The sequence below is a fragment of the Lyngbya confervoides BDU141951 genome (assembly GCF_000817775.3).
GTDB lineage: Bacteria > Cyanobacteriota > Cyanobacteriia > Thermosynechococcales > Thermosynechococcaceae > Lyngbya > Lyngbya confervoides.
In genome coordinates, this window is record NZ_JTHE03000060.1 from 1 (window position 1) to 19,371 (window position 19,371).

General features: G+C 54.9%; 11 protein-coding genes. 7 read left to right on the forward strand and 4 right to left on the reverse strand.

The features are described 5' to 3' along the window. The first annotated feature begins 83 nt into the window (after positions 1–83). From QQ91_RS10495 to QQ91_RS10515, 5 genes are all read left to right on the forward strand, one after another. Positions 84–5,126 carry a DUF8508 domain-containing protein gene (locus QQ91_RS10495; RefSeq protein WP_250833328.1) on the forward strand — a complete coding sequence of 1,681 codons (5,043 nt, stop codon included), beginning with the start codon at positions 84–86 and terminating at the stop codon, positions 5,124–5,126. Between the two features lie 428 nt (positions 5,127–5,554). Beyond that, on the forward strand, positions 5,555–8,599 hold the full coding sequence (locus QQ91_RS10500; protein ID WP_166282202.1) for a choice-of-anchor I domain-containing protein: 3,045 nt from the start codon (positions 5,555–5,557) through the stop codon (positions 8,597–8,599). Positions 8,600–8,732: 133 nt separating this feature from the next. After that, positions 8,733–9,224, forward strand: a complete 492-nt coding sequence (locus tag QQ91_RS10505; RefSeq protein ID WP_166282204.1) for a cupin domain-containing protein — start codon at positions 8,733–8,735, stop codon at positions 9,222–9,224. A 196-nt stretch (positions 9,225–9,420) separates the two neighbouring features. Further along, on the forward strand, positions 9,421–10,476 hold the full coding sequence (locus tag QQ91_RS10510; protein WP_166282206.1) for a YheT family hydrolase: 1,056 nt from the start codon (positions 9,421–9,423) through the stop codon (positions 10,474–10,476). A 13-nt stretch (positions 10,477–10,489) separates the two neighbouring features. Beyond that, positions 10,490–11,683, forward strand: a complete 1,194-nt coding sequence (locus QQ91_RS10515; protein WP_166282208.1) for an acyltransferase — start codon at positions 10,490–10,492, stop codon at positions 11,681–11,683. 113 nt (positions 11,684–11,796) lie between these two features. Here the strand turns inward: QQ91_RS10515 and QQ91_RS10520 are convergent, their stop codons facing one another. Then, complete coding sequence (locus tag QQ91_RS10520; protein WP_201277426.1) at positions 11,797–12,471, reverse strand: MOSC domain-containing protein; 675 nt, start codon at positions 12,469–12,471, stop codon at positions 11,797–11,799. Between the two features lie 160 nt (positions 12,472–12,631). On the opposite strand from QQ91_RS10520, the gene QQ91_RS10525 reads away from it, so the two are divergent. Beyond that, entirely contained in the window at positions 12,632–13,939 is a 1,308-nt protein-coding gene (locus QQ91_RS10525) for a RuBisCO small subunit-like domain-containing protein (protein WP_166282210.1), read from the forward strand. Between the two features lie 21 nt (positions 13,940–13,960). Here QQ91_RS10525 and QQ91_RS10530 read toward each other — a convergent pair whose 3' ends face one another. The 3 genes from QQ91_RS10530 to QQ91_RS10540 all read right to left on the reverse strand — a co-directional run bounded on the left by QQ91_RS10530 (position 13,961) and on the right by QQ91_RS10540 (position 18,393). Next, positions 13,961–16,273, reverse strand: coding sequence for a nitric-oxide reductase large subunit (locus tag QQ91_RS10530; protein WP_166282212.1), 2,313 nt, complete (start codon positions 16,271–16,273; stop codon positions 13,961–13,963). Between the two features lie 73 nt (positions 16,274–16,346). After that, on the reverse strand, positions 16,347–17,180 hold the full coding sequence (locus QQ91_RS10535) for a YwiC-like family protein (RefSeq protein ID WP_166282214.1): 834 nt from the start codon (positions 17,178–17,180) through the stop codon (positions 16,347–16,349). A gap of 442 nt (positions 17,181–17,622) precedes the next feature. Further along, a complete protein-coding gene (locus tag QQ91_RS10540) occupies positions 17,623–18,393 on the reverse strand; it encodes an SDR family oxidoreductase (RefSeq protein WP_166282216.1) in 771 nt (256 codons plus the stop codon). Between the two features lie 193 nt (positions 18,394–18,586). Here QQ91_RS10540 and QQ91_RS10545 point away from each other — a divergent pair, with 193 nt between their 5' ends. After that, the gene (locus tag QQ91_RS10545; protein WP_201277427.1) at positions 18,587–19,060 is read left to right on the forward strand and encodes a hypothetical protein; all 474 of its coding nucleotides are present in this window, start codon (positions 18,587–18,589) and stop codon (positions 19,058–19,060) included. The last annotated feature ends 311 nt before the right edge of the window (positions 19,061–19,371 follow it).

Here is a 19,371-nt window from a genome sequence, read left to right on the forward strand (position 1 = left end):
AAAAACTCTACTTTCCCAAAAATACACATCTTGAGTCGAAAGCAATTCATCTCAACATTTATTTACAAACACTCTCTAAAGCTGTGATCAATGAAGTGCTAGGCAGCACAACAGGCACTGATATTGAGTACATTGAATTGTTTGGCACACCAGGCGAATCCCTGGGTGGTCTCAGCATCATTGTGATTGAAAGCGATGCCGGGAGTAGCCTTGGGGCGATCGATTTCCGGTTGGATTTAGGACCTAATGCAAAGATCGGCGCAAACGGCTTTTTCCTGATTGGCACAGATACCGTGGTTGGCGCCTATGGTGTAACACCTAATCTGATCATTCCCCCCAATTCCATCGAGAACAGCAGTTACACCATTGCTCTGGCAGAAACTCGCAGTATTACGGATACCTGGGTTACTGGCGATGAAGTGGTCTTCGATGCCTTGGGCGTCACGGATGGCGGTGTAGAGGACACAGTCTTCTTTAATGCTCCAGTGATTGGCCCCGATGGCACCTTCCTGCCTGCGGGGGGGCGTCGTCGGGTAGACGGTGTTGATACAGATACGGCTGCAGATTGGGTGATTAGTGATTTCAACCTGGGTCCTGACAATACTCCCACCGCCGCAAATTCTGATAATGGTGGTGGAAATGGTGGTAATCTAACTCCCATTTACGAGATTCAGGGAGCAGGTCATACATCCCCATGGGTTGGCCAGTCCGTAACTACGACAGGTATCGTGACAGCGGTTGATCACAACGGTTTCTATTTACAAGATGCTACAGGCGACAGCAACATTGCCACCTCTGATGCCATTTTTGTCTTTACAGGTAGCACTCCTGGCGTAGGGATTGGGGATGCGTTAGAGGTCACAGGGCTCGTTTCTGAGTTCTTTCCAGGTGGGCAAGCAACAGGTAACCTTTCCACCACACAAATTAGCGGAAATCCAACGGTTACGGTGTTGTCATCAGGTCACTCTCTTCCGGCAACCACAATTATTGGATCAGGGGGTCGTATCGTTCCCAATGCAAACATTGATGATGATGCCTTTGCCAGCTTCGATCCTGAAACCGATGGCATCGACTACTTTGAATCTCTGGAAGCGATGCTTGTGACTGCTGAGGATTTGGTTGCGGTTTCTAGCACAAATAGATTTGGCGAAATCTTTGCGGTAGCCAATCAAGGGGCGTTTGCCACCGGAATTAGCGATCGCGGGACCCTAAACATTGCACCGGATGACTTTAATCCTGAGAGAATTCAAATCGACACAGACCCTGAGGTGTCTGGTTTTGAGGTGCCCGGAGTTAACACGGGGGACATCCTGGGAGATGTGACAGGGGTTATTGGCTACGACTTTGGCAACTTCCAGATTATTCCCACCCTAGACTTTCGCGCCAATGTCCAGTCTGTTGGGTTGCAGGCTGAGTCTACTAACCTGCTAGGAAGCGCTAATCAACTGACGGTTGCTAGCTATAACGTTCTCAACCTCGACCCCAACGACGACCCCAGTGAAACTCAGGCGGATGCTGATATCGCGAACGGGCGCTTTGAGGCGATCGCTCAGCACATTATCAGCAACTTGGGTATCCCTGACATCATTGGGTTGCAAGAAATTCAGGACAACAGTGGTGGAACAGATAACGGCATCACGGCTGCGGATGTGACGTTACAGACGCTGGTTGAGGTGATCGCTGCCGCCGGTGGCCCCCAATACGAATTTATCGATAATCCCTTCATCACGAACAACGCGAGTGGCGGTCAACCCGGTGCCAACATCCGCACGGCCTTCTTGTATAACCCCGGCCGTGTCAACCTGGTGCCTGGTTCCGTGCAAACCATTGGGAGCCAGACTGCTGGCGGAGCTTTTGCTGATGCTCGTTTGCCTCTGGTCGCCGACTTTACCTTCAACGGTGAAACCGTCACTATCCTTAACAACCACTTCTCCTCAAAGGGGGGGAGTGCTCCCATTTTTGGTGTGCAGCAACCTTTTGAGGTTCGTCAAGAAGACCTTACCGTCAACGGCAGCCTCAATGAGCGTCAAGCCCAGTCTGCTGAAATTCAAAGCTTTGTCTCTGGTCTGTTGACGACTGCCCCCCATGCGAATGTGGTTGTCCTAGGTGACCTGAATGAATTTGAGTTCGTGTCTCCAGTGACGGGTCTAGAGAGTGCGGGCCTGACCAACCTGACCCATACCCTGCCTGAAAACGAGCGATATACCTTTAATTTCCAGGGTAACTCCCAGTCTCTTGACCATATTTTGGTGAGCAATAGCCTCAGTGCTGGGGCTGAGTTTGACATTGTTCATGTCAATTCTGAATTTGTGGATACCAATACGCGAGCCTCCGATCATGATCCGCTCGTTGCTCGTTTTACGGTTGCCTCCCCACCATCCTCAACCTTCACCCTGGAGTTACTACACATTGCTGATCAGGAAGCCGCTGTGGCTGCCATCCAGGATGCTCCCCGCCTCTCGGCAGTGCTCAACGCCCTCAGAGGACAAGACCTGGGCAACGATGGTCTTGCAGACAACACCTTGACCCTGTCCTCCGGTGATGCGTTTATCCCTGGTCTGTTCTTCAATGCTTCGGCCCCCGTGTTTGGCTCTGCCGGGATTGCCGATATCCAGATTCAAAACGAACTGGGGATTCAGGCGATCGCCCTGGGCAATCACGAGTTTGACTTCGGGACTGGGGTGCTGGCTGGTCTAATTAGCGGCTCTGCCCCCGGTACCATTCTGGACGCAGACTTCGCCGGGGCAAACTTCCCCTACCTGTCCACCAACCTCAACTTTGCTCCCAACGACAACCTGGCGCCCTTGGAAGTCTCCGGTGGTCAGGCCCCGCAGGCCGGAACCGTGACCTCCTCCGTAATTATTGATGTGAACGGCGAGGATATTGGTGTGGTTGGGGCAACAACGCCCACCCTGGCAAGTATCTCCAGCCCCGGTACGGTTGGCATCACACCTACACCGTTCGCCACGAACCCCACTCCTGAGCAGCTGGATGCCCTGGCGGCTGAGATTCAGCTCGAAGTGGACGCCCTCGCAGAAAAAGGTCTGAATAAGATCGTCTTGCTGGCCCACATGCAGCAGCTCGATATCGAGCGGGAATTAGCGGCTCGTCTGGTGAATGTAGATATCATCGTGGGTGGTGGTTCTAACACTCGCCTGTTTGATGAGAATGACCGGGTGCGCGCGGGTGATAGCAACCAGGGCCAGTACCCCGAGTTCATTACCAACGGTGGCGGCACCCAGACCGCGCTGGTCAACACTGACGGCAGCTACAAGTATGTCGGTCGTCTGGTGCTCGACTTTGATAGCGAGGGCAACATTATCCCTGATAGCTATGATCCGAACGTTTCCGGCGCTTACGCTACGGACGATCAGGGGGTTGCTGACCTGAATGCGGAAGGTCTGGTTGACCCCGAAATTCAGCAGATTGTGGATGCAATCGAAGCTCAAATTCTGTCTGCGGAATCCAATGTCTTCGGGATTTCCAACGTCTTCCTCAACGGTAACCGCACCGGGACAACTGACCCCACTAATCCGGATGGCGTTCGGACTCAGGAAACCAACCTGGGCAACCTGACCGCTGACGCTAACCTGCAAGAAGCTCAGGCCCTTGACCCCACGGTTGTGGTTTCGATTAAGAACGGTGGGGGCATTCGAGCGTCCATCGGTCGCACAGTCGTTCCCGCAGGGGGCACTGAATTTGTCCGCCTGCCTAACGAAGCAGTGGTCGATAGCCAGGGTAACGTCATCAAGCCTGAGGGGGGGATCAGCCAGAACGACATTCAAACGGTGCTGGCTTTCAACAACGGATTGAGCCTGTTAACCCTGACCAAAACCGAACTCATCGCCCTGCTAGAGCATGGGGTTGGCAATATTGGGGCTGGCGCCTTCCCTCAAATTGCTGGGGTGAAGTTCTCCTACGACCCCGACTTTGCAGTAGGCGATCGCATCCTCAACGCTGGCCTCTTCGATGAGAACGACACCCTCATCGCTGAACTGGTGCGCAACGGTGAAATTGTCGGGGATGCGACGGAAGAGTTCCGTATTGTTACCCTCGACTTTCTGGCGGCACCTCGCTTTGATGAGAACGGTAACTACCTTGGTGGTGGTGACGGCTATCCGTTCCCCAACCTCAACACCGACCCCAACGTTGGAGAAGTTGGTGACCCAGCCGTCGTTGCTCGGGTCAACCTGGTTTCTCTGGTCGATGCAGGAACCCCGACTGGCGATGCGACCTTTGCCAACAACGGCACTGAACAGGATGCCCTGGCCGAGTATCTGTTCGACAACTTCCGAACCACGCCCTTTGATGACCTGGATACTGGCCGAAATCTGGACGATCGCATCCAAAACCTCAACTTCCGGGACGATGCCGTCTTACCGGATGAGGTCATTTCCGTGCTTGACATTGGGCTTTTTGATGCTAAAACCGACACGTTAATCACTCTGCTCACCGAGGGAACCATAATCAACAAGAGCGCGATCGCGGGCCGGGATGTGACGATTGCCGCCTTTATTCCAGTGGATAGCCCCTTCTTTGGCCAGGTGGGCAGTGTGCGTCTTGATCTCAATCAGGGTCAGCTCATTCAGCGAGAAAATACAGAACCCTATGCCCTGTTTGGGGATGCCCGCGGCAACCTGAGAGGTCGCACTAACTTTCTAACGACCGGTCCCAACACCGTTGAGTTGGATCTCTTTAGCCGGAAAGGATTGCGTGGCGACTTACTGGAAACCGTGAGCCGGACCTTTACCGTCGTTGATAACTTGGCGCCCGACATCACGGTAGGACTCTTCGATGCCGACTCCGATACCTTGATTCAAACCCTCAAAGAGGGAGATGTCATTGATGTGGATCCAGGCCAGAATCTCACCATTGCGGCTTCGGTAGACTCAGGCAGTACGTTCTTTGGTCAAGTAGAAAGTGTTTTCTTGAGCCTGAACGACGGCCAGTTTACTCGCATTGAGAATGTAGAGCCCTATGCTTTATTTGGCGATCGCTCTGGCAACTTTAGGGTGGGTGCTGGTCTTCCCTTCGGTGAAAATGAAATCACCTTTGACCTCTTTTCTCGCAATCGTCTCAGAGGCGAGCTTCTTGATACGATTACCCGCACCTTTTCCCTGGTCTAGAGTTGAACCGGGCATCTGTATGGGGGAGAGAAAGGGATAGGCAATGGCAGAAATCCTTCCGGTCAGGAACTTGTGAGCGTGTTACCCTCTGCCTGTCGGAAACGAGACTGGATTGCGAGGACTGACTCTCCCCAATCTTTATATAGATAAATCCGCTAGATCGGGAGACCTTCAAATAAAGCACGAGCTTCGGGATTGTCACGCCTAAAATACATCCTAAATTAGCACCAGGAATGTTTTACCGAATCTTAATCGACAATTGAACGGTTTGGGCGGATCATGACCTTCAGTTCTTTTTGCACGAAAAATAGCGGAATCGTCCTCCCATGAAATCTGACAGCCGAACCCCCCAAACAGTGGGTCATCAAAGAGTGGGTCACCCGCTTGCGAAACCTCTTATAGCGCTTGAACCGGGTGGCTCTGCCTTGATGGGGACAAAAACAGAGCTTGAGGATCGGCTTTTTCCGGCAATCTTGGATGATGACTCTCTTTTTCCCCTTTCCAGGAAGGTTCAGGCTGCAATCTCCCGGTCCCCTCAGCGCCGTAAGCGACATCGCGATCGCCCCGATGTACTCCCGGCAGATCCCTTACTGGGAAGCCTGAACTTGACGCCTGAGGGGACATCGGGGGAACAATTTCAGTCTGAGATTTCTGCTTCTGTGAAGGTCTCCGGAAAGCTATTTCTGCTGTCCTCGGGAGGGGGGAATACACTTCAGGTGGTGGATGCAACCAATCCCGCGAACGCCATATTGAAAGCGCGGGTTTCTCTGGAAGGATATACCAGTCAATCTGTGGCCGCCTTTGACCATTGGGTTGCAGTTGCTCTGTCTCCCGAGGACTACAGGGATAGCCCTGCTAAAGGCCGAGTCCGCTTCTACCGCCTCAGCAAAAATGGCACCCTCAAGTTGATTCAAGAGGTTGAGGTTGGCTATCTGCCCGATGGCATTGCTTTTAACGAGAAGGGGACTCAACTGGTCGTGGCGAACGAAGGAGAACCCAACCGCGATTACTCGCTGGATCCGATCGGCAGCATTGGCATTATTGATATCAAAGGGCGCACGGGCCGGGAACGATTTTCCTATACTGAACTGTCTTTTGAGGGGGTGACCCTGCCTGAGGGCCTTCGCATCTCTGGTCCGGCAGGGACCAGTCCGGCCGAGGATATTGAACCGGAATACGTATCCATCCGAGGCCAATATGCCTATGTGACGCTGCAGGAAAATAATGGAGTGGCCAAGGTGAACCTTGCCACCAAAAGGATTCAGCAGGTGTTTGCCCTGGGCAGCGTGGATTTCAGTCAACAGCTGCTGGATCTCACCGACAGAGATAATGGCATAAAACCCAAGCTGGGCCAGCCCTACGCAGGACTACGAATGCCCGATGGCATCGCGGCCTATCGCGTGAAAGGGAAGGAATATTTCATTACCGCCAATGAGGGAGACGGACGAGAGTACGGTGATTATACCGATGAAGAACGTCGTGATCGCTTGAAGACCCTGGCAGAGGATAGCACTCCTCCCTATACCGCCTTTGGCAGTCGCAGCATTACCATCTTTGATGCCCAGAGCGGATCGCCGCTCTGGGACAGCGGTAATACCCTCCAAACCCTCGCAATTGCAGCGGGAGTTTATGACGATGGTCGCAGTGACGATAAGGGCGTAGAACCGGAAGGGGTGGTTGTGGCTCAGGTGGGACGCCGATCCTACGCAATTGTTGGCATGGAGCGCACCACCCGCTCAATGCTGGCGGTCTTTGATGTCACCGATCCCGCCGCGACTCATCTGGTGACCAGTACTATCCTCGATGGCAGTCTTTCTCCGGAGGGCTTGCTGGTCATTGATGCTAAGGAGAGTTCCACGGGCCGATCCACCCTGGTGGTCTCGAATGAAGTCTCTAACACCCTGAATTTTATAGATCTGGAAGCTTTAATTGCCTCAGATCCCGTGGCCGGTGCCGGCACCTTTAGCCAAACCATGCTGAAGGATGTCGAGGGCGGGTCCTCACTGACCCTCAGTAGTCTCCTCACGACCGGGGAATTTACCAACGGGCTCACGCCTGGCAGCAGTGTTTATACTGCCCCCGGAATCTTAGATGGAATGGGGGCATTCCGCAATGAAGAGGGTACCTACACCCTGCTGGTCAATAGTGAACTCAGGGCCGCTCTGGGCTATGAGTACAGCGTCGAGGGGTTTGATGGCCCTGTGACTGGAGCGCGAATATCCAAGTTCATTGTCGATATTGATGAAGATGACAACGCCGCTAACGGCTACCAGTCTCGGATTCTCAGGGGTGGATTGGCCTACGATAAAGTCATCAGCCGCGATACAAATGGGTTTGATCGCTTTTGCTCCGCTGTCCTGGTGGAAGCCCACAGCTTTGGATCCGGTCGTGGATTTGCCGACCGCATCTATCTCACCGGCGAGGAAACCGACCAGGGCCCTGGAGGGGCTGTCTATGCTCTAGATGTTGCCACCGATGATCTTTACGAGGTGGCAGGATTCGGCCGCGCTGGGTTCGAAAATATTACCCTTATTGACACCGGCAATGTCAACACTGTGGCGGCTCTGCTTTTGGATGATTCCACAGCTCCTCTTTATTTATGGGTGGGCGAAAAAACGGCTGGAGGTTTCCTAGAGCGCAATGGTCTCGCTGCCGATCAGGGAACGCTCTATGCCTGGAAGCCTCCCGAGACTTTAGACCTAAGCTATGGTGAACCCAAACCTGACACCGCTGACCTGAATGCCCTGGATCTCTCTACGCCCATTGCCGGGAGTTGGGTGGCGCTAGGTTCTGGGACCGAGGTGGCTGCATTATCAGCAGTCGATCTACGCCAACGAGCCTTTGATCATGGAGCCCTAGAGCTCATCCGCCTAGAGGACGGGGCTATTAATCCCCTGAATGGTCAGCAGGTGGTCTTTAATACCACCGGCGGCAGTGGAGATGATTTATATGGGGGCGTTTATACGCTCGATTTTAGTAGTGCCTTCGCGGCCAACGGTAAACTAGCGACCACAGGGGCCACCACGCTCAAGGTCATTTATGATGGCGATCGCCTTGGAGATCCCACTGACGGGATTCGCAGCCCGGACAACCTGGCCTGGAGTGCCGATGGCTTGATCTATATCCAGGAAGACCGCAGCGCTCCCTTTGGAACTCAGGAAGCCTCCATTTGGAAATTAGATCCCAACCACTTTGAGCCTTTGACGGGGCAGGCTGTAACCGAACGCTGGGCTCAAATCGATCGATCCGCAGTGCCCATAGATTATGGTCAAACCGATCCGGTTCCCCTGGATATTGGCAACTGGGAATCCTCGGGGATTATCGATGTCTCCTCCCTCTATGGCACCGTTGCGGGGAGCTATTTCCTGGCAGATGTCCAGGCCCACAGTCTCAAAGATGGCAACTTGAACGGATCTTCCTATCTTGTGGAGGGGGGGCAGATTAATCTGATCCACCAAAACACCGGGATATAGAGCACAGGGAAAGCTGGGAACAGGGAAGGCCAATTGGCTGGGTTGAAGCGGACGCGAGCTAGAGGACGCTTGGATTCATGCCTGGAAGTTGTAAGATGCTACCTATCCCGTTTCCTGCGGAGTTAGTGTAGCCATGACTGTACCTCAGCAAGGCCTGTTCGTGAATCCCGGTCAAGGGCGGTCCTACTACTTTGGCCCAGACCTCTATATCTTTAAAGCCATTGGCGCAGAAACGGGACAGGCCTACGCCCTCTGTGAAGTTGTGGTCTCCCCTGGGGGCGGGGCACCCTTGCATCGTCATCAGCGAGAGGACGAAGCCTTTTATATCCAGGCTGGAGAAATCGAATTTCAGTTGGACGAGGCCACCTTGATTGCTCCAGCGGGAACTTTCCTGCATTCTCCTAAGGGACAGCGTCATAGCTTTGTGAACAAAACCGAGATCCCCGCTACACTGTTGATCTGGGTCACCCCGGCCGGATTCGAAAACTTTATGGCAGAGGTGGGAAGATCGGTTCAAGGTGCTGTGACCCCTGGAGCTGTCCTTCCCCCCGCAGATCTAGAAAAGGTTCTGGCGATCGCCCCCCAGTACGGGATTGAAATCCTGCTTCCCCCTCAAGAGGCATAGAACAGGCACTGCACCCCAGAAGTAGGGGAGTCCCAAACTTGTCAGGATATTTATCCGTCGAACATCGGATTGAACGGTTCAACGGTACCCTGCAGCCGTGGGTATTGCACTTGCCGAAGAACGCTTATGTTTGAAGAATTGTAAATTCAGGCGTTTATACTGGAAAGCAGCCTCACCTCAACCCCAGTGTTCATTCATGTACTCCCCTCCTCCGTTGCTGAGAAATGGTCTGGCCATGACCGTTCATATGGCTTGGAGTGCCTCCTGGAATTGGGAATCGACGGTTCGGGACTCTGAACCGCCCTACCAAGAGCAGATCTTTCGAGGGGCGAACGAGGTTCCCCTCTTTGGCTGGATGGCCATTCCGGAGTCTCCTCGTGGCACCATCATCGCGACCTACGGCATTACCGGCGCTCTGGAAAACCAATGGTATCTGAGAGTGCTGGGGCGCAAAGCCTTCGCCCAGGGCTTTGCCGTGATCCTATTTGATTGGCGCGCTCATGGGAAGACGGCGGAGCTTTCGCCTACCCTGACCTCTGATGGCCTCTATGAGGGGGACGACTTTGTTCACATTGCGGCACAGGCAAAGCGGCTAGGTTGCCCAGCCCCGATGTGGTTTACGGGATATTCCCTCGGCGGGCAATTGGCGTTATGGGGCATCAAAGCCGCCCAAAGCCTTGCGAGCTGGGCTCCAGACCTTGGGTTAGAGAGTTCCGAAATCGCGGGCGGCGCTGTGATATGCCCGAACCTAGAGTCCAATCGTTCCTTTTCCTACCTGGCGGCAGATGGCATCGGACGTTTCATAGAGAAAAAAATTGCCCAATCCCTCTGCCAGCTGGCCTGGCAAATCCATCGCTATCACCCGGAGGATATTGACCCGGAGGCGATCGCAAGGGTCGATAGTATCCATGGGTTTGATCGGGAACTGGTGATTGGGCGGCTCGGATTTTCTTCGGTTGAAGAGTATTACCACGCCACCAGTCCGCTTTACCTGCTGCCCCAGATCCAAAAGCCCACGTTGGTTCTGTATGCGGCGGACGATCCGATCTTTGATCCGGCCTTAGTGCCGGATATCCAGGAGGTGTGTGCTCAAAATCCAGCCATTGACCTGCGATTAACGCCCCATGGTGGACATGTGGGCTACCAGAGCGACAGATCTTGTCAGGCTTTCTGGGAAGATAGCGATCGCTGGTGGGCCTGGAACCGGATTTTAGACTGGTGCAACGCCCCTCTGGACCCCAGCGCCATTTGATTAAGAGCTCACGATGATTGAACCCTTCCGAATTCCGCTGGCGCCCCCAGACTACCCCTTTACCGGCCCTAGTCCTTACTCAATTCAGTTTGCATTTTTCTTCCGTCAGCCGCAACCCGCCCAGGCGATCAGTGATGCCTTGCAGCAAACATTGGCGCAATTTTATCCCGTCAAAGGGCAGCTTGTCTTAGAGGAGAACTGCTTCTACTTACAGCCTGGAGCCTCGATTCGCCTGGAGGTGATTGAGCATGAAGAGTGCCTTCCCAGGGTCTCCCTGCCCTCGGGGCTGGCCAACTTCTACCAGGAGGTCAAGGCCGAGGTTCACGCTCCCCTGGCCCAATTTTGTCTCCATCAGTACCCGGATGGATCATTGCTCGTTGCCAATATTGCCCACTGCTTGGTTGACGGATATAGCTTCTTTTACTTCATGTCCGCTTGGGCACGGGACTGTCGGGGTGAAGCCTATCGCCTCCCCTGCCATGACCGGGCGCGCCTGATTCCCGATTCCATTGATGATCAGGCTCCTCAGGAAGAGACAGCCTTTGATCAGCAGTTCACGCAGCAAACGGGGCTTTCGGTGCATCAGGAACGTCAGTTTCCAGGTATCCACGAAATTGTATGGGAAGAGAACCGGATTTCCGCGGAACAGTTGGATCATCTGAAAGCTCGCTGCCTTCCCGATCAACCCTCTGACAATGCGGTGCTTTGCGCTCACCTCTGGAAGCAGTATGGACAGATTTGGCAGGGTGGAGAGGCGCCGGAGACTCGGTTATCCCTGAGCTGTGCCCTGGATTTTCGGAGAATCTATCGCAAGGTGATTCCCCCAAACTATTTTGGCAATGCGATTAAGGGGACCCGCTGTCAACTCCCGCTCGATCACGTGCGAACTTTAAGCCTGAGGGATCTTGCGATGCAGATTCAATCCAGTATTCTGGGGCAGCGGCCCGGTGATATTGATCAACACCTGTTGGCATTGCATACATTCCGCGATCGCTATGGGGTCAAGAGAATGCCTTGCCTGCATGTTTCCAATCCGGAAACTGGGCTGCTGATCACCAATTTATCGCGCATACCATTAAAAGACTTAGATTTTGGCCTTGGGGCACCCTTTGCTATGGTCCCCCTCGTCTCCGCAGCGAGAGTAGGGGTGATTCTACCCAGTGACGGAGGTCTCACGGTGATGATGGCACACCCCCTATCCAGTTAGGGGACAGAAAAAGTATTGAAAATCGCCGGTCTTCTGGCAGGTGGTCTTCTTGCCATACGCGAATATGGTGTGCACCCTGCACTCCAGCCTCAGCGAACCACAGGCGTCCAGCCTCAAGGGGACTGGGTCCGTCGGATCAGCTTTTCTCGCCAGTTCTCCGACAGCAGCGGACAGTTAGCCAGGGCGAGGGTCGCCGCTCTGTCATGGAAATCATGGTGCATGATCTGATGAGCCCGAGCGATGGTCCACTCTGGGTAGGGGCGATGGATCAGCCGCATGGCCTGCCCTGGTGCCACTAGACCTTCCTGAAGCACGCGGAAGTACCAGCCTGATCGACCGTTGGCCAGAACCTGCTGAGCTAAATCTGGAATGCGCCAGCGGCGAGAAAGCTTCCAGCAAGGCTTCCGGGGTTGAGACACCTGAACTTTGGCCTCGCCGAGGCCGTAGGTGTCGCCCACGCAGACCTCGGACTCCGTTTGTCCCACAATGGTGAAATTTTCGCCAAAGGCACCGTAGGGCAGTTCCGGCCAGTGGAGGTGCGATTTCCAATAGTCATAATGGTGAGCACTGTAGGCCAGCACAGCCTTATCGACTCCACCATGATTTTTCAAGTCCGCCTGGCCATCTCCCTCTAGATTCGTCGCTCCCAGCCAGATCGGATCCACCACAGGACGTTTGAAGAAGCCGGTTCTCCAGAGGCGATCCATGGGGTCAGGGGCGTCATCCTGGCCCAGGGTTTTGGGTAAGCCCACCTGCATCGTGGCGACAGTGATGCGGGTTGAGGTCATGTCGGTACTCCTGCGCGGTGGCCACGCTGCGTTGTCACGCTACGGGACTGGGCGTCATCTTCCCCCATTGGGTTAGGCCTTTACCTAAACTGGGAACATCACGCTGTGTAATACAATACCCAATGTCCGCCTCTTGGGCATAATTGTCTCAAGTTACCCTATGACCTTTTACATTGCCCCCCGCTTTCTTCAGAAGCTGTCGGTTCACATTACCAAAAACTTCATTGACCTGCCCAAGGTAAAGGTACCGCTCATTTTGGGTATCCACGGACGCAAGGGGGAAGGAAAAACCTTTCAGTGTGAGCTGGTGTACCAGAAAATGGGCCTTGAGGTGGTGCATATTTCGGCTGGGGAGCTGGAAAGCCCTGATGCGGGCGATCCTTCGCGGCTAGTGCGCCTGCGCTATCGAGAGGCGGCAGAGTTGATTCGGGTGCGGGGCAAGATGGCGGTGCTGATGATCAACGACCTGGATGCTGGCGCTGGGCGAGTGGACTCGGGGACCCAATACACGGTCAATACCCAGATGGTGAACGCCACGCTGATGAATATTGCGGATAACCCCACCAACGTTCAGCTCCCTGGCAGTTACGACGAAACCCCGCTGCATCGAGTGCCGATCGTGGTGACGGGAAATGACTTTGCCACCCTGTATGCTCCCCTGGTGCGGGATGGGCGCATGGAAAAGTTTTACTGGGAGCCCAGCCGCGAGGACAAAATTGGCATTGTCGGCGGTATTTTCAGCGAAGATGGCCTGTCTTCCGAGGATGTGGTGACCTTGGTCGATCACTTTTTAGATCAGTCGGTCGATTTTTATGGGGCGTTGCGATCGCGCCTGTTTGATGAGCAAATTGAAGAGTTTATCCATCGAGTGGGGGTTGAAAAGGTGGGAGCGGCGGTGGTGAATACCAAGCATCCCCCTGCCTTTCGTCCTCCCAACTTCAGCCTGGGACACTTGCTTGAACAGGGTGAGCTGATGGTGAAGGAACAGCAGCGGCTGCAAAATATGCGCCTCGTGTGGGAATATAATCAAGCCCTCTATGAAAGCCGTTTTCAGGGGCAAGAGTCACCCGTCTTCTTTTCCTCCCCACATTCCAGGACTGAGGATCCTCCAGCGACAGTGGATTCCCAACCGGGCGATGACCTGCCAGGGCTGGCCAGCGGTGTCTCCTCCCCTGAAGTGGGGGCCTCTGCCCCGCAAAGCATCGCGACATCCCTAGATTCAGACCTGGCTCGACAGGTGCAGTCCTTGGTGGCCCAGGGCTATCCCATTGGAATTGAATATGTCGATCCTCGCCGCTTTCACACCGGAACCTGGAAAAGCTGTCACACCATTCCCGTTGAACAGGCCGGGGAGGCCCTGGCGCAGCTATCGGCTTGTCTCCAGGAACACCAGGGCAACTATGTCAGGATTTTTGGCATTGATTCGGCCAAACGCCGAGTTCTAGAGACGGTGGTTCAACGGCCCTAGCCCCTTCATCACTGTAGGAGGTTACGGGGCTTCAACGATGGGCTTTACAGGCTGGGGCTGCGCCAGCCGCGTAGGCTGGTGGAAGAGGGCGTATATCGCACGAGCGGTAAAGATCACCATGCCCATGGCACCGAGGGTGAACACCAGGTCACCTGGGATACGGAGCCAGACAGTCCACTGCATCCACGGCGATCCAATCACTGCAGCGCTGCGAGCGTACCAGGTGCCGTGGTTAACGGACTGCATGAGCTGATAGAAGCCGTTGGGAATTAGGCCGAAGACCATCATCATCACTAAGCCGCCGTTGAGGCTCCAGAAGGAGACGCGCAGCAGCGTTTCGTTCCAGGCGCGATCGGGGACGATTTCCCGCAGGGAAAACAGCATCAGGGCGATCGCCAGACAGCCATAGACCCCAAACAGCGCACTGTGGGCGTGAATGGGCGTGGTATTGAGGCCCTGGGCGTAGTAGAGCACAATGGGCGGATTGATCAAAAAGCCAAACACCCCTGCCCCCACGACGTTCCAAAAGCAGGTGGCTAGGAAGAAGCGCAGCGGCCACCGATAGAAGCTTTCTGCCTGCTCAGACATGCGCAGGGTTTTCACCACCTCAAAGCCAATCAGGGTCAAGGGCACCACTTCCAACGCCGAGGCGACGGCTCCCATGGCGGCAATAAAGGAGGGGGTCCCGGCAAAGTATAGGTGATGGAGCGTCCCAATCACGCCGCTGCCCAAATACAGAATGGTGGTCAGATAGGTCGCCTTCAGAGCCGAGGACTTTTTCAGGAACCCCAGTTCACTGCACAGATAGGCGATCGCCACAGTGGCAAACACTTCAAAAAAGCCTTCTACCCACAGATGAACGACCCACCAGCGCCAGTATTCGGCCAGGCTGAGGGGAGTGTGGTTGGTGTACATCAACCCGGAGGTGTAGAACAGGGGAATGGTAATAGCACTGTAGAAGAAAAAGTGATTGAGTCCGGTCTTGCTCCCCTCATTTTTAAGGGCAGGGCGCAGGGCGCGGAACATTAGCCATAGCCAAAACGCCATGCCGCCAATCAGCAGGATCTGCCAGAGGCGACCCAGTTCCACATATTCATAGCCCTGGTGCCCCCATAAAAAACTGTGGTCGCCCGTCAAAATGCCCTGCACGCTGGCCCAAGATCCCGCCAGAGATCCCACCACAACCACGGTGAGGGCAATCAGCAGGGCGCTATTGCCCCACACCTGTCCTTTGGGTTCTTGCTTGCCAAAGCGGGGGGCGAAGTAGAGGCCCGCCGCCAGCCAGCAGGTAGCAATCCAGAACACCGCCAGCTGCAGGTGCCAGGTGCGGGAGGCGGCATAGGGCAAATATTGCTGGAGGGGCACGCCGTAAAAGCCATCGCCCTCGACGGCGTAGTGGGCGGTCACCATGCCCATGAGGATCTGCACGCCAAACAGCGCCATCGCCACCCCAAAGAAGAGACTGCTGGCCTTTTGGCTGGGCGTTGCCCATCGCAGGGCCGGACGCTCATGCACCGTTTGCACCTCTTCCGCATCTTCCTGGGTCAAATAGACAAACAGGAAGGCCGCGATCGCGGCAATCAATACAATCACCGATACAATCGACCACACCAGAAACTGCCCCGGAGCTTCATTGCCGATTAAGTCATCGTGGGGCCAGTTTGCCGTATAGGAGAAGGGAGCATTGGGACGATTGGCCGATGCGGCCCAGGCCGTCCAGGCAAAGAACGATGTGACATCGTGAATGTCCTGATCGCTCTTGAACCAGCCCTCGGGAATGGAGTGAATCGCCGAACCGTGGGCCAGCAGAGTTTGATAATCGCTATACACCTGCTTGAGGCCCTGGGCCTGAGCTTGGGTCAGCCTCAGTGTGCCCGCGTCAGGATCGTAGCGATTGGGCTTAAACTGCTCCATTACCTGGGTTTTCAAAACCGCCTGTTCGGTGGGACTGAGGGCTGCGAGATCTGCCTGAGAAAAGCTGGGGTTGTTGGCATACAGGACACCAGCGGTGGCGAGGCCCCAACGGTGCAGGACATCCGCCGTCCAATCCGGGGCGAGGTAGCTACCGTGGCCCCAAATGCTGCCGATGTGTTGTCCCCCGCGCCCCAGGTAAGTCACCTGACCGTTTTCGAGATCGGTAGCCGTGAAGATCACCTCGTGCTGCGGGGTCTCGACGGTGGCCGGGTGGGGCGGTGCAAATTTAGAAATTGCGGCTCCCGCTCCCAGCAATACGCTGAAGGTGACGATGCAAATCAGCACGAGCCACAGTGGCAAACTAAAGGTTTTAAATCGGGAGCGGGCTTGTGCCGCGATTCCCAGGGTTGGATTGGCCATAGGTTAAGGCTCTCGATTGCAATACTCAAAACGAAAAAAAAATGACGGTGGGGCTGAGACAAGGCCCGTCGCCCTACCCGTGAACGGGCAATAGGGACACCATCGTGATCACGCTAAATATCAGCGCCGTTGTGGTTTCTAAGGCGGCGACTGCGCCGATCGGGGCCTGGCAAAATCGGGGCCGTTGCCACCCGATGCCCACAAACTTGAGCAAGGCGAGGGCAAACGCCAGGGCGGAGGCCGTGGGCAGTAAGCCGGCTTTCCAGAGCACGGCAATAGCCAGGGCCGCGATCGCGTGATAGGCGATCGCCCACTGCAGGCAAGCCTCTGGAGATACTCCCTTGGGGGGCTTGCGCAGCTTGAGGGTAAAAATCGTGCTGGAGAAATACAGACTACAGAGTACCCAGAGCCCCCCCACCATTGGCGTCAGGGTTCCAGTGGTGGCCACGTAAGCCAGGGGAGCAGATAAACAAACCGCCGCAAAGGTGATCACCTCGTTCATCATTGACCTTTGCCCCCGGCGCAGGACCGCCAGCGCATCACAGAGCAGGGCGATCGCCGCTGCGCCATAGATCCCCAACAGGGGTGACCAACCCCAGCCCTGCCAACCATACAGCCCCAGTGCGCTCAGACCCGCCAGTCCACCATAGATTCCACCCCAGGCTAAAAACCGAGGCTTCCAAGTCTTGCGCTGCTTAATTTGCAGCACTAGTGGATGTTCTGCTTGAAAACCCAAAAAGGCGCAGGCCAATGCCAGGGTCGTTGCCCCAGTCCAGGCCTGGGCCGCCGCCGCTCCGATCAGAAATGAAACTGATAGCACCACATAAACGCCGTGATCCGGAGAAATCACCGGGCGATACCAGGCCGTGGCAGAGGACTTGCCAGGGGCAAAAACAGAAGTCGTCATCGTACGATTTGAAATACTCTTGTGAATAGGTCTGTGAGGTCCCTCGTGGAGACTGGCCGATAACATTCAGCGGATCCCCCTCCCAAGTTAAGGAGGAGAGGTCAACGCTTTTCAGGCTATCTAAGCCCCCGGGCAGAATGCTTTGACTTAAGTCAAAACAGACCTTCAAAGATTCTTAAATTCTCTTGGGTTTCAGTCCCTGAAAAGGATGGGGGTGGGTCGAGGGCCGCTGTCTCCCTTCCAGGATCAGGGGAAATGGCCGGGGCGAGTGGGGCTCCCTAGCAAGCAGATGCAGCGTCAACCAGCCAGGAAGGTCAGCGCATTTTTTTGCCTGGGTCAAAATAGGATTCTGGTCGGGAGCGAGAACGACGCAAACTGTGCTAGCGGCTGCCTGGATTTCAGAACTCTGAGCTTGGCGCACCGGTGGTATGTCTGTCAGTTTTCAAAGTCCGGGCATCGTTTGTGAAAACAGCGCGTGGAAATCCTGCGAATAGGAGGCTTGACCAGGAGGCATCGCGATCAGATCGAAGGCCTTGTTTCTGGCCTCAGGGTGAAAGAGCGCTTGGACCACGACTTCCGCCACATCCGATCGAGGAATAGTCGTGGCGATCCCCTTGGGCGGGTTTGTCAGCAGAGTGTCATGTTTGCCAACAATTAATTCACGCTCCCCCCCGGCCTCATCAATCAATCCACCGGCTCGGACAATGGTGTAGTCAAGGCCTGAGTCAATTAGGTATTGTTCCGCCTTGCGTTTCCAAATCAAGATGTTCCCAAAGCGATTGAGTGGGTGCTGCTCGTTGGTTCCCCCCATGGACCCCACCAGAATAATCTGTTGAATACCCGCTTCCTTGGCGCAGTTGATTTGATTTACCTGGCCTTGATAATCCACTTCTTCGGGGCTGCCGCCAGGTTCAAAGGTACACAGTGCCGGGGTATCAGGTGATGTAGGCGGCGAGATCTGAGGTTTCGCGCTGGTCACAATGATCAAGGCATCGCACTGATCCATGGCAGGGGCAAGACTCCCCGGATCCGTAATGTCACCATACACAAACCCCTCAGTGGATCCAAACATCGACTGAACTTTTTCTCGATTCCGGGCAAATCCTATGACCGTGAGGCTCCGGTTTCCATCAGGCTGTTCACAATTTTGGAGCTTTTTAACCACAAGAGCGCCAGTCCGTCCCGTTGCGCCTGTCACAAGAACCTGGGTCATGATATTTCCGTCTGTGAGGTTTCAGTCCTTCATTAAATCATCAACCTCTCCCTCCGCTTCGGCTTTAATCCTTCCTTCACATTTTCCAAAGCGAGTTGTCGCCTGACACCGGGTACGATCTGAAGGGCAATTGCCCACTGATCCTGGCTACTGGATGAGGACCCATTGTATGCATCGATTCTTCAGCAGAGGGGTGACTCTGACCCTCCTGGTTTTGAGCATGGGGGGATGCGCCTGGGAATCCCAGGATCAGCGCGATCAGCGCGCACTGCGACGACTGTTTAGCATCCCTAAATCGGCTAAAATTGAGCGCTACGAGGGCTATCCCGACAGGGTGGGGTTTGGCCAGCGTGAGGGGCTAGAAATTCGAGCCTCCTATCTCCTCTCTGGCCCAGATCTAGACACCGTTCTCCAGCAACTTAACCGGAGCGACTGGGAACCGTTACCGATTCCGGCACAAATCCAGCGAACACTCTGGCCGCGTGCGGAAAATATGCCCCTCAAAGCAACCCGTGGGTATTTTTTCTGTGCCCATGCCGGTGACAATGTGTTGTACGCGAGGGAAACTCGGTCCTGCTCCAGGGTGCAAAACCCCAATGACCTCATTCTTGGCATTTTGGATACCGAGGCGCGATCGCTGCATGTTCTGGTTGCATCGGACTATTAAACTTGGGCAATGACACGGTTTCGACGAAGTCCGGGAAGAAAAGCCGCCTTTAGCTTCCGATTAAGTTAGTGACGCCTGCTGCCATGACCCCATATCCCAGGGCCTTGGGCAGATACAGGGACTTGGCAATCAAGGAACCGAGCAGGAGGCAATGAACCCCAAATCGAGGTCGTCCCTAAGAGGTTGTTTGAGAAGTGTCAAACCCATTGCATACGCCCCCTTTGCTGGTATGTTTGGAGGGCTTTAATCCCCCAAGTTTGGGGGACTTTGCATAAAAAACCAGGCTAGTTTACTAGCCTGGGGACTGGATT